Source organism: Actinophytocola xinjiangensis, assembly GCF_001921215.1.
GTDB lineage: Bacteria > Actinomycetota > Actinomycetes > Mycobacteriales > Pseudonocardiaceae > Actinophytocola > Actinophytocola xinjiangensis.
The window spans coordinates 52,791-65,069 of the sequence record NZ_MSIF01000030.1; the positions used below are offsets into that span (position 1 = coordinate 52,791).

10 protein-coding genes are annotated in these 12,279 nt (G+C 70.8%); 6 read left to right on the forward strand and 4 right to left on the reverse strand.

Features of this window, described 5'->3' with window-relative positions; genetic code table 11:
• Positions 1-42: 42 nt before the first annotated feature.
• Positions 43-1,059, forward strand: a complete 1,017-nt coding sequence (locus BLA60_RS36625; protein WP_075137664.1) for a helix-turn-helix transcriptional regulator — start codon at positions 43-45, stop codon at positions 1,057-1,059.
• Here BLA60_RS36625 and BLA60_RS36630 read toward each other — a convergent pair.
• On the reverse strand, positions 1,043-1,951 hold the full coding sequence (locus BLA60_RS36630) for an SDR family oxidoreductase (protein ID WP_075137706.1): 909 nt from the start codon (positions 1,949-1,951) through the stop codon (positions 1,043-1,045). The genes BLA60_RS36625 and BLA60_RS36630 overlap by 17 nt on opposite strands.
• A 225-nt stretch (positions 1,952-2,176) precedes the next feature.
• Here BLA60_RS36630 and BLA60_RS44445 point away from each other — a divergent pair, with 225 nt between their 5' ends.
• Positions 2,177-5,524: an MFS transporter gene (locus tag BLA60_RS44445; RefSeq protein ID WP_075137665.1), complete on the forward strand. Its 3,348-nt coding sequence runs from the start codon at positions 2,177-2,179 to the stop codon at positions 5,522-5,524.
• On the opposite strand, the gene BLA60_RS36640 is transcribed toward BLA60_RS44445, so the two are convergent.
• Together BLA60_RS36640 and BLA60_RS36645 are read right to left on the reverse strand one after the other, a co-directional pair.
• Positions 5,505-5,930, reverse strand: a complete 426-nt coding sequence (locus BLA60_RS36640; RefSeq protein WP_154814852.1) for a winged helix-turn-helix transcriptional regulator — start codon at positions 5,928-5,930, stop codon at positions 5,505-5,507. The genes BLA60_RS44445 and BLA60_RS36640 overlap by 20 nt on opposite strands.
• A 384-nt stretch (positions 5,931-6,314) precedes the next feature.
• Positions 6,315-7,361 (reverse strand): LLM class flavin-dependent oxidoreductase, encoded by a 1,047-nt coding sequence (locus BLA60_RS36645; RefSeq protein ID WP_075137667.1) that lies wholly within the window; start codon positions 7,359-7,361, stop codon positions 6,315-6,317.
• A gap of 10 nt (positions 7,362-7,371) precedes the next feature.
• Here BLA60_RS36645 and BLA60_RS36650 point away from each other — a divergent pair, with 10 nt between their 5' ends.
• From BLA60_RS36650 to ybaK, 3 genes are all read left to right on the forward strand, one after another.
• Positions 7,372-7,845, forward strand: a complete 474-nt coding sequence (locus BLA60_RS36650) for a GNAT family N-acetyltransferase (RefSeq protein WP_075137668.1) — start codon at positions 7,372-7,374, stop codon at positions 7,843-7,845.
• 86 nt (positions 7,846-7,931) lie between these two features.
• On the forward strand, positions 7,932-10,670 hold the full coding sequence (locus BLA60_RS36655) for an alpha-amylase family glycosyl hydrolase (protein ID WP_075137669.1): 2,739 nt from the start codon (positions 7,932-7,934) through the stop codon (positions 10,668-10,670).
• Between the two features lie 10 nt (positions 10,671-10,680).
• Positions 10,681-11,157 (forward strand): Cys-tRNA(Pro) deacylase, encoded by a 477-nt coding sequence (gene ybaK / locus BLA60_RS36660; RefSeq protein ID WP_075137670.1) that lies wholly within the window; start codon positions 10,681-10,683, stop codon positions 11,155-11,157.
• A 6-nt stretch (positions 11,158-11,163) separates the two neighbouring features.
• On the opposite strand, the gene BLA60_RS36665 is transcribed toward ybaK, so the two are convergent.
• Positions 11,164-11,622: an NUDIX hydrolase gene (locus BLA60_RS36665; RefSeq protein WP_075137671.1), complete on the reverse strand. Its 459-nt coding sequence runs from the start codon at positions 11,620-11,622 to the stop codon at positions 11,164-11,166.
• 68 nt (positions 11,623-11,690) lie between these two features.
• Between BLA60_RS36665 and BLA60_RS36670 the strand changes: the two genes are divergently transcribed.
• On the forward strand, positions 11,691-12,278 hold the full coding sequence (locus BLA60_RS36670; protein WP_211288978.1) for an ArsR/SmtB family transcription factor: 588 nt from the start codon (positions 11,691-11,693) through the stop codon (positions 12,276-12,278).
• The last annotated feature ends 1 nt before the right edge of the window (position 12,279 follow it).

Below are 12,279 nucleotides of genomic sequence, written 5' to 3' on the forward strand. Positions count from 1 at the left end.
GGGCGTTGCCGACCGCCGTACTGGTGAACGCAGAATCGGATCGTGCGCGCCGAACGTCTGGTCACCCTCCTGTTCCTGCTGCAACAACGCCGCCGGGCGACGGCCGCCGAACTCGCCGACGCCCTGGCCGTGTCCGAACGAACCGTCTACCGCGACATCGCCTCCCTGGAACAAGCCGGCGTACCACTGTGGACAGAACAGGGACGCGCCGGCGGCATCCGCCTGATGGACGGCTGGCGCACCCGACTCGACGGCCTCACCAGCCACGAAGCAGCCGCGATCTTCGCCCTCGACGTCCCCGAGGTCCTCGCCGAGCTGGGCCTGGGATCGGCGTTGACCGGCGCCAGGGCCAAGGTCCTCGCCACGCTGCCCGCGTCACTGCGCGACTACGCCCAACAGATCGGCGACCGCTTCCACCTCGACGCACCCGGCTGGTTCCACCGCCCCGAGGAAACCGGCCACCTGGCAACGATCGCCTCCGCCGTCGCCGAGACCCGGCAGGTGCACGTCCGCTACGGCCGCCCCGACCGGTCAGTGGACCGGACGTTGGAGCCCCTTGGCCTGGTGGTCAAGGCGGGCGTCTGGTACCTCATCGCCCTGCCCGCCCCCGCCGCGGAAACCCCGCGCACCTACCGGGTAACCCGAATCCTGTCCGCCGACCTGGGCGATCCCTTCACCCGCCCGCCGTTCGACCTGGTCACCTGGTGGAACGAAACCTCAACCCGCTTCGAACAATCGCTGCTCCGCGAACGAGTTCGTCTCCGCATCAGCCCCCGAGGCCGCCGAATCCTCCCCGGCGTGACCGACCACGAAGCCGCCACCCGGGCAACGGCCGGCACGGAGAACAACCCCGACTGGTGCGAGATCGAACTGGCGGTGGAATCCGAACACGTGGCCCTGTCCCAACTGATCGGACTGGGAGCCGAGGTGGAAGTCATCGCCCCCCGCTCCCTCCGGGAGGCTTTGGCACGAACAGGAAAGGCCGTCGCCGCCGCCAACAGCACCCACGCCGAGGACACCACCGCGCCGGAAACGGAACACCTCACCGATAACCAGTAGCGTCCGCGGGCCGACCGACGGACTCCACCTCAGCGATGTACCGCCAGGCATCCGGCCGGCTGCCATCAACATCGGTGAACCCGTAAACCCCGGCCAACTCCCCCGAGGACACCGACTTCCCCGAGAACCTCGCCACCTCCGGGTCCGCCGCCAACGCCGCCGCCGCCCGCCCCACGAACACCGGCGACTCCGAGATCACGAAATGTGGATGCTCGGCGGTGGCATCCCGCCAGTTCTCCTCCGTCACCCCGAATCCCTCCAGCATCGCCTCCGAGCGCAGCCAGCCGGGAGTCAACGCCACCGCCACGCCACCGAACTCCCGCAGTTCCTCCGACTGGGCCAACGCCATCCGCTGCACCGACACCTTGACCAGGTCGTAGAACAACCCCGCGTCCGCCCGGTACCGCGCGTTCGACTCGCTGGTCCCGTCGGTCATCTCGATCACCAAGCCTCCTGGCCGCCGGATCAGCAGCGGCAACGCGTGGTAACTGGTGACCGCGTGGGTCTCGACCCCGAGCCGCAGCATCCGCAGCCCGCCTTCGAGCGACTGTTCCCACAGCGGCCGCTTGCCCAGATCCAGGTACACGTCGCCGCCCCACACGTCGTTGACGAGCACGTCGAGCCGGCCGTGTTCGCGGTCGATCCGTTCGACGAGGGTCCGCACCTGGTCGGGTTCGAGGTGGTCGACGCGGACCGCGATGCCGGTGCCGCCGGCGGCGGTGACCAGTTCGCCGGTCTCCTCGATGGTTTCGGGGCGGTTCATCTCGGAGCGTTGGTCGCGGGTGGTTCGGCCGGTCACGTACACGGTCATCCCGAGGCGGCCGAGTTCCACGGCGATCGCCCGGCCCGCCGCCCTGGTGGCGCCCGCGACCAGTGCGACCTTGTCGTTCATCGTCATGAGGGTCACCCTGCCGGGGAAACCTGACAGCCGCTGGCCAGATTTATCGCGCATCTCCCACTACCCTTCGTCACCCGGATGGGCCATTCGGGTAGACAACCGGCATGACCGTGATCCAGGGCTGACGTGGCCTTAATGTCAGGATCACAGGCCGCGCGGAGTGCGGCCTGTTGGCGTCAGGAGCGAGGCGAACGGATGGGTGGGGCTGGGTTTCGCGACGTGCTCGCGGTCCCCGAGTTCCGCGCGCTCTGGTCGGCGGAGGTCCTGTCGGTCGCCGGGGACCAGCTGGCCAGGGTCGGTTTGGCCGTCCTGGTCTTCTCCCAGACCGACTCCGCCGGGCTGACCGCGCTGACCTACGCGCTGACGTTCCTTCCCGCTCTGCTCGGCGGGGTACTGCTCGGCGGACTGGCCGACCGGTTCCCCCGCCGCGAACTGATGGTCACCGTCGACCTGGCGCGCGCCGGCTGCGCCGGACTGATGGCGGTTCCCACCCTGCCCCTACCGGTGCTGATGGCGCTGGTGTTCCTGCTGACGCTCGGCGGGGCGCCGTTCAAGGCCGCGCAGCAGGCACTGCTGCCGACGATCCTGTCCGGCCCTCGGTTCGTCGCCGGGCTCGCGCTGCGCACGGTCACCAACCAGTCGGCGCAGGTCGCCGGCTTCCTCGGCGGCGGCGCCCTGGTGGCGATGATGGAGCCGCAGCTCGCGCTCGGGCTCAACGCGGTGACGTTCCTTGTCGCGGCGCTCGTGCTGACGACCGGCGTGGCACACCGGCCGGCCGCACGCGGCAACGGTACCGAACGGTCGGTCGGCGCGGCGAGGTTGATCTGGCACGACCCGCGACTGCGCGCGCTGACCGCACTGTCCTGGCTGGCCGGGCTGTTCATCGTCCCGGAGGCGCTGGCCGCGCCCTACGCCAGGGACCTCGGCGCCCCGGTCGCGGCCGTCGGCCTGCTGATGGCGGCGATCCCGATCGGCAGCATCGCCGGCGGCTGGCTGGTCGCCCGCGTCCGCGAGCACCGGCGCGACCAGGCGATCGGCCCCTTCGCACTCGCCGCCGGGGTACCGCTGGCGCTGTGCCTGTTCGGACCGCCGTTGCCGCTGGTCACCGCACTGTGGGCGGTGTCCGGCGTGTTCGCGACGGCGTACCTGGTGTTGGCCCAGGCCGCGTTCGTGCTCGCCGTGCCGGACCGGCACCGGGGGGCCGCGTCCGGGTTGGCCGGCGCCGGGGTGCTGTCCTCCCAGGGAGTCGCGGTCCTCGGTGCCGGCATACTCGCTGACATGACCAGTCCGGTACTCGCCGTCACCGTCGGTGGCGTGGCGGGTATCGCGCTGAGCGCGCTGATCGGCGCGCCGTGGCTTCGCGCCCGCACCCGGGTCGACGACCCGGACGGGCGCGAGACCGACGGCGCTGATCACGGCGCTGATCACGATGCTGATGTCACTGTCACCAGTCCCAGCTACGCGACATCTCGCACACCACCTCTCCACGAACAAACCCCCAACCCACGTACGGACCCCACCGAGGTCACCAGTCCCAACTCCGCAACCCGAACACCTCCTCAACCAGCGACGACTTCCGAACCACGCACGCTCACCAGTCCCAACTCCGCACCGGACACACCTCCCTCACCAGCCACAACCACCGGACAACCCGCGCTCACCAGTCCCAGCTACGCATCGAGCGCACCTCCCTCCACGTCGACCAACTCCGACGAACCAGCACTCACCAGTCCCAACTCCGCACCGCGCACACCTCCCCACGCCAGAAAAGACACCGACAACCACGGACTCACCAGTCCCAGCTACGCACCACGAACACCTCCCTCACCAGCGACAACCTCCGACGAACCACCGCTCACCAATCCCAGCTACGCGACATCACGCACACCGCCCTTCCGTGGGATCACCGCACGACTTCGGCCACGCACCGCGCTCACCAGTCCCAACTCGCCACCGCGAACACCTCCTCTCCCCACACCGGTCGCACACGCCAGGGACGACAATCAACAGTCCGAAGTCACCAGTCCCAGCTACGCACCACGAACACCTCCCTCACCAGCGAGAACCACCGAGAAACCACCGCTCACCAATCCCAGCTCGCCACCGCGCACACCTCCTACCGCCGAGTACGGCAACGGACAGATGAGTCAACACACAGAGGTCACCAGTCCCAACTCGCCACCACGAACACCTCCTCCCACGGAGCTTTCCGCCGGGCTACCACCGGGAGGGACCGACCAGTCGCAGGCCCCCCGATCGCGCACCCCAGCATCCCTTTCCACTGATCAGCGGTCCAGGTTGCCGACCCGCTGGTCAATGTGGCGGGAACCGGCGAGGGTGATCGTCCTCCTGCTGTTCGTGGAAGCCGCCGCTGTGGGGCTGACGGTGTTCCAGGCCCTGCGCGCGTCGATCGACGTCGCCGATCTGACCACGCTCGCGGTGATCGTCTGCCTCGGCCTCGCCATGGGCGAGATGACCAGGCACGTCGAGCGGGTACGCCGGCGCTTCAACGACACGCCGCACGTGAACCTGACCTCGGTGTGGACCTTCTCCGCGATCCTGATGCTGCCGGCGGTGCTGGTGCCGATGGTGACCTGCGCGCTCTACCTGCACCTGTTCTGGCGCAGCTGGTACCGGGTGCGCAGCGTGCGCGCCTACCGCCTGGTCTTCACCGCCTCGACGGTGGTGCTCGCCGCCTACAGCGCCTCGGCCATCCGCGACCTGACCACCCCGGCGGACAAGGCACTGTGGGGAAATCCGGCCGTGGTCGCCGCCGTCGCGCTCGCGATCGTGGCGTACTCGCTGGTCAACCTGGGTCTGGTGGCCACCGCGATCACCCTGCACGAGCGGAAGTTCATGCTGCGGCGGGCGTTGGGCACCGGCAAGGAAGCGGCGCTGGAGTACGGCACCATCTGCCTGGGCGCGATCACCGCGCTGCTGATCGACATCCACCCCGCGTGGGCGCTGCTGATCATCCCGGTGCTGCTGGTGCTGCACCGGTCGGTGCTGATGCGCCAACTGGAGGAGGCGGCCTCCACCGACCAGAAGACCGGCCTGGCCAACGCCACCGCCTGGACGAACATGGCCTCGGCCGAGGTCCGGCGCGCGGAACGCGACGACACCCAGGTCGGCGTGCTGATGGTCGACCTCGACCACTTCAAGTCGGTCAACGACACCCACGGCCACCTGGTCGGCGACCGGGTCCTGCAGGCGGTGGCGGACACGCTGACCGGCTGCGCGCGGCGCTACGACGTGGTCGGCCGCTGGGGCGGCGAGGAGTTCGTGGTGCTCTGCCCGGAGGTCACACCGGACACGCTGCGCGGGATCGGCGAGCGCATCTGCGAGCGGGTCCGTGAGCTGCGGGTTCCGGTCGCCGAGCCGGGCGGTGAGGTGGTGTGCGGGCTGACCGTGTCGATCGGGCTCGCGGTCTACCCGAAGTTCGGGCCGGACCTGCAGGACGTGCTGCTGGCCGCCGACGACGCGCTGTTCGTCGCCAAGGACTCGGGGCGCGACCAGGTGCAGATGATCGTGGCGGCGGTCGGGGACCTCAACGGCTATCGGGGCTGACGCCGTCGGCCGGTTTGCCGGCGGCGTGGGCGGCGCGGGCCCGGCTCAGCTCGCCGCGATGGTCCTCGGCCCACTTGGCCAGCGGCAGCAGGGCACGCAGCAGGGAGCGACCCATCGGGGTCAGCTGGTACCAGGTCGAGCCGAAGGTGCTCGGCCGGTCGATCTTCACGACCAGGCCGTCACGCTGCATGCGGTGCAGGGTGTCGGTCAGCACCTTCTGCCGCAGCGGCCGCTCGTGGGTGACCCAGCCGAGGCGTTCCTCGGTCCGGTTGATGTGTTCGAGCAGCTTCGAGTACGTCATCGGCCGCGCGGTCAGCGAGGCCAGTACGGCGGTCACCCACTGGCCGGACAGGGCACCCATCGCCTCGTGGATGCCGTGTCGGTACGGAAGGCTTTCGTCGCTCAAGGTCACCCCCACCGCCCAAGGTCGAGCACCAGTCTGCCGGACCGACTTCGTTCCGTGTTCGTCCGGCCACCATGACGTACATTACGCCGAACGAGTGAATCCCTGCGCCCAAGGCCTGGTCAGGGGTCACATACCCCCCAGTTGGCCGGTTACGCACCTTGCAGTGCGCCGAGGGTCGAGGTGTACGAATCGTTCGGCCGCGGTGGTTCTGACTGCGGATCGGGGAGCCGGGGCGGCGGTGATGCCGACGAATCCGAGCCGCGGGTAACCATCCTTGCCCGCGTTGTCGGTGTCACCGTCAACCTGCTTCCCGACGAGCGGTCCGAGCCACCGTGGCCTCGTGCCGCCGGTGATCGCGGGAGAGGGGGATCACCGGCGGTTCGGTTACCGCCCGGCCAGGCCGGCGGCGACCTTCTCCGCGATCAGCTCGAACGACCGGATCCGGTCGTGCACGTCGTAGACCATCGTGGTCAGCATCAGCTCGTCGGCACCGGTCCGGTCCAGCAGCCCGCGCAGCTGGGTGCGGACGGTCTCCGGCGACCCGACGGCCTGGTCGGCGAACCGGTCCTCGGCGAACGCGCGCTCCTGGTCGGTGTACGGGTAGGCGGCGGCCTCCTCCGGGCTCACCAGCGCCTCCGGTTTGCCGGTGCGCAGCTTGAGGAACGCCAGCGACGCCGGACCGGACAGGTACCGGGCCTGCTCGTCGGTGTCCGCGCAGATGGCGTTGACCGCGATCGTCGCGTAGGGCCGCCCCAGCCAGCGTGACGGCCGGAAGTTCGACCGGTACAGCTCCAGCGCCGGCACGGTGTTCGCCGAGCTGAAGTGGTGGGCGAAGGAGAACGGAAGGCCCAGCAGCCCGGCGAGCTGCGCGGAGAACCCGGACGAGCCCAGCAGCCAGATCGCCGGCTCGTTGCCCCGGCCGGGGACCGCGACGATCTGACCGTCGCCGCCCTCGAAGTAGCCGATCAGGTCGGCCAGTTCCTGGGGGAAGCCCTCGGCGGACAGCCCGGCCATCGTGCGCCGAAGGGCCAGCGCGGTGCGCTGGTCGGTGCCGGGCGCGCGGCCGATGCCCAGGTCGATCCGTCCCGGGTGCAGCGCCTCCAGTGTGCCGAACTGCTCGGCGACCACCAGCGGCGCGTGGTTGGGCAGCATCACCCCGCCGGACCCGACCCGGATCGTCGAGGTCGCCGCGGCCAGGTGCGCGATCAGGACGGCCGGCGACGAGCTGGCGATGGAGGGCATGTTGTGGTGCTCGGCCACCCAGATCCGGCGATAGCCCAGTTCCTCGACGCGCCGGGCGAGCGCGGTGGTCGCCGCCAGCGCCTCGGTGGCGGTCGCGTTCTTCGCCAGCGGGGCCAGCTCCAGCACGGAAAGAGGTACGTCGCTCACGTTCCTGGGCAACCGCCGCCCGCCCCGGTTTCTTCCCCGCATACTCGACGTCATGACCGTGGTACTGCGCGCCATGACCGACGACGAGTTCGGTGACTGGTTCACCGCCACCGCCGATGACTACCTCGCCCAGCGGATCCGCGCTGGTGAGACCGCCGACGTGGCGCGGGCCAAGGCCGAGGAGCACCTGGCCGCCGCCTTCCCCGACGGTCGGCCCGGGCCCGGCCACCGGCTGTGGATCGCCGAGGCGGACGGCGTCACGGTCGGCTCGGTCTGGGTCGGCCCGCACCCCGACCGGCCCGGCGACCCGGCCACGGCCTGGCTGTTCGCCATCGAGGTCGACCAGGCCCACCGGGGCCGGGGCCTCGGCCGGGCGACACTCACCGCGCTGGAGGCGGCGCTGGCCGCCGACGGGGTCACCGAGCTGGGCCTGAACGTCTTCGCCGGCAACGACACCGCCCGCCGGCTCTACGCCACCGCCGGCTACCACGAGCGGGCGGTGTCGATGTCCAAAAAGCTCACCTGACCTCCCGGGGTTGCGCTGGTTGGCCGTCGCAGAGGCGGCGCGTGAGCCGTTAGGGTTCCGCTTCCGGCCGCACCCCTGGAGGCAGCATGTCCGTCCGCCGCGCCGCAGCCGCGCTGCTGGTCCCGCTGGTCGTCGCCGGCCTGACGACGACCGCGACCACCGCGACCGCCGGCGACGGCCCCCGGGCACTGCACTCGCTACGCGGGCCGGTCACCGACGAGAACTTCTACTTCGTCATGGCCGACCGGTTCGCCAACGGCGACCCCGGCAACGACCGAGGTGGCCTGGCCGACGACCCGCTGGTCTCCGGCTTCGACCCCACGAAGAAGGGCTTCTACAACGGCGGTGACCTCGCCGGCCTGCGCGAGCGGCTCGACTACATCCAGGGCCTGGGCACCACGTCGATCTGGCTGACGCCCAGCTTCACCAACAAGCCGGTGCAGCCGGAGGACGGCCCGTCGGCCGGCTACCACGGCTACTGGATCACCGACTTCACCCGGATCGACCCGCACCTGGGCAGCAACGCCGAGCTCGCCGCGCTGGTCGACGACGCGCACGAGCGCGGCATGAAGGTCTACTTCGACATCATCACCAACCACACCGCCGACGTCATCGGCTACGCCCAGGGCGCGCGCAGGCCCTACACCAGCAAGGACGTCTCGCCGTACCGGACGGCCAGCGGTGAGGTGTTCGACGACCGCGACGTCGAGGGCGCGTTCCCGGCGCTCGACCCGGCGACCTCGTTCCCGTACACGCCGGTGCTCGACCCCGATGAGCGGGACCTGAAGGTGCCGGCCTGGCTCAACGACGTGACGCTGTACCACAACCGGGGCGACACGACCTTCACCGGCGAGGACTCCCAGTACGGCGACTTCTTCGGCCTGGACGACCTGTTCACCGAGAACCCGCGCGTGGTCGACGGGATGGCCGAGATCTACGAGCGGTGGATCGCCGACTTCGGCATCGACGGTTTCCGGATCGACACGATGAAGCACGTCGACGACGCGTTCTGGACCGAGTTCGGGCCCCGGGTGCTGCGGTTCGCCCGTGAGCAGGGCAAACGCGAGTTCTTCATGTTCGGCGAGGTGTTCGACACGACGAAGGACTACACCTCGCACTTCACCACGGCCGGCCGGATGCAGGCCGTGCTGGACTTCCCGTTCCAGGACGCCGCCCGGACCTTCGCGTCCCGTGGCGGACCGACCGACGCGCTCGGCGAGTTCTTCACCGGCGACGACTGGTACACCGACGCCGACTCGAACGTCTACAGCCTGCCGACCTTCCTCGGCAACCACGACATGGGCCGCTTCGGCGGGTTCGTGGTCGCCGACAACCCTGGTCAGGGCGACGCCGAGTGGGTGTCGCGGGACCGTCTCGGGCACGAGCTGATGTACTTCGCGCGCGGCAACCCGGTGATCTACTACGGCGACGAGCAGGGCTTCACCGGCCCCGGCGGCGACCAGGACGCCCGGCAGACCCTGTTCGCCTCGCGGGTCCCCGAGTACCTCGACGACGACCTGCTCGGCACGGACGCCACCCACGCCGGCGACAACTACGACCGGCGGCACCCGCTGTACCGGTCGATCAGCCGCCTGGCCGAGGTGACCGCCGCGCATCCCGCGCTGCGTGACGGCGTCCAGCAGCACCGGCTGTCCTCGGCGGAGTCGGGCGTCTACGCGTTCTCCCGTACCGACCGGGCGCGCGGCCGCGAGTACGTGGTGGCGCTGAACAACAGCGAGGCCCCGAAGACCGTCGCGATCCCCACCTACACCGCCGGCAAGTCCTACAAGCTCGTGTACGGCACCGGTTCCGGCCGCCTGTCGACCAGCCGTGACGGCACGCTGACGGTGACCGTTCCGGCGCTGTCGACCGTGGTCTACGGCCTCAACGGCCGGATCCCGCGCTCGGCCGGCGCGCCCCGGATCTCGCTGGCCCCGCCCGTTCCGGCCGCCGAGTCCCGCGGGCGGCTGGAGGTCACGGCCGACGTGCGCGGCTCGTCGCTGTACGAGGTGAGCTTCGAGGCCAGGGTCGGCGGCGGCCGCTGGCAGCCGGTCGGCACCGACGACAACGCGCCGTACCGGGTGTTCCACGACGTGTCCGGTGCGGCGCCGGGGACGCCGGTCGAGTACCGCGCGGTCGTGCTGGACAACGCCGGGCACACCCGGGCCGCCGCACCGGTCCGGGCCACCGTGCCCGCCCCGGCGCTGACGATCGAGGCGCCGGCCGAGGGCGGCGGTGTGCGGGGCACGGTCGAGGTCCGGGCGGTGGCCGATCCCGAGCGCGGCACCCACGTCGTGCGGTTCGAGCGCAGTGTGGCCGGCGGGGCGTGGACGGCCGTGGGCAGCGACGACACCTCGCCCGCGTACACCGTGTTCGACGACCTGTCGGCGCTGGACCTGGCTCCCGGCACGCCGGTGGCCTACCGCGCGCTGCTGGCCGGCGGGGTGTCCTCGGCGGTCCGCACGGTCCGCTACGCCGGTCCCCCGGCGGCGACGGCGACCGTGCGCTACCACCGCCCGGCCGGCGACTACGGCGAGTGGGGCCTGCACCTGTGGGGCGACGCGCTGGACCAGTCGGTGATCGACCAGGTGACCTGGGACGATCCGTGGCCCGTGACCCGGATCGAGGACGGCTGGGCGGTGTACGAGATCCCGCTGGCCGACGACACCACACCGGTGAACTTCATCATGCACCTGCCGGGCGGGGACGCCGTCCCGGACACCCGGGAACCGGGCGGCGACCGGTCGTTCCTGCCGATCGACACGCCGCAGGTGTGGCTGCGGCAGGGCGATCCGGCCGTGTACCCGCAGCCGCCGGGCAGCTAGGTTCACCTCCGTGGCAGGTAGGGGAACTCCGGCGATCGTGCTGCTGACCAGGCAGCGTGTCCCGCACCAGGTGCACGAGTACGCGCACGACCCGAGGGCGGCCTCGTTCGGCACGGAGGCCAGCGAGGTCCTCGGGCTGCCGGCGGAGCGGGTGTTCAAGACGCTGGTCGCCGAGGTCGACGGCGTGTTGACGATCGGTGTCGTCCCGGTCTCCGGCCAGCTCGACCTCAAGGCCCTGGCGGCGGCGGCCGGGGGCAAGCGGGCGAAGATGGCCGAGGTCGCGGCGGCCGAGCGGGCGACCGGGTACGTGGCCGGCGGCATCGCCCCGCTGGGTCATCGCAAGCGCCTGCCGGTCGTCATCGACTCGTCGGCGACGGCGTTCGAGACGATCTTCTGCAGTGCCGGGCGCCGTGGCCTGGAGATCGAACTGTCGCCGACCGACCTGGCGACGCTGGCCGACGCGACGATCGCCCCGATCGCCGGCTAGGGGTCCTCAGGTCATTCCGGCCAGCCGATCGAGGAAGTCGCGCTGGCCCTTGACGATCTTCTCGGTGGCCTCGGCCAGCGGGAACCACGCCACCCGGTCCAGTTCGGGGAACTCCTGGGTGCGGCCGGAGCGCGGCGGCCACTCCATCTCGAAGGTCCCGGGTACGACGGTGTCCGGGTCGAGGTCGCCGGCCAGCGCCCAGGCGGTGACCGTCTTGCCGGACTGGCGCACCTCGCCCAGCGGCACCCAGTCGCCGGGCGGCACCGGCAGGCCGAGTTCCTCGGTGAACTCCCGGCGGGCGGCGGTTTCCGGCGGCTCCTCCGGCGGGTACTCGCCCTTGGGCATGGTCCAGGCGGCGGCGTCCTTGCGCGCCCAGAAGGGCCCGCCCATGTGGCCGAGCAGGACCTCGATCCCGTCCTCGGCCCGGCGGTACAGCAGGATCCCGGCACTGCGCTTCACTGGCACGGCGACAGTCTGACACCGACGACTATTTTTGTCTTGACAATTTCTCCTGTCGGCGAGAAGCTGGTCCCATGTTCGACGTGGCAGTGATCGAAGACCCGGCAACGGCCGAGGTCTCCCTGGACCCGACCCGCGCCAGGCTCCTCGCGGAGCTGGCCGAGCCCAACTCGGCCACCACCCTGGCCAACCGCGTCGGTCTCCCCCGGCAGAAGGTGAACTACCACCTGCGCACCCTTGAGCAGCACGGCCTGGTCGAGCTGGTCGAGGAGCGCCGCAAGGGCAACGTCACCGAGCGGGTCTTACGCGCCACGGCGTTCTCCTACGTCATCTCGCCGTCGGCACTGTCGGCGGTCGCGCCCAACCCGGACCGTGCTCCCGACCGGCTTTCCGCCCGTTGGCTGCTCGCGCTCGGTGCCCGGCTCGTGCGTGACGTCGGCATGCTCATCTCCGGCGCGACCAAGGCCCAGAAACGGGTGGCGACCTTCGCGCTCGACGGTGAGGTCCGGTTCGCCAACGCCGCCGACCGGGCGGCCTTCGCCGAGGAACTCGGCCAGGCCGTGACCACCCTGGTCGCCAAGTACCACGACGAGTCCACGGTCGGCGGCCGTGCGCACCGGCTGCTCGTCGCCGTCCACCCCAAGATCGACACCGAGAGCTGAA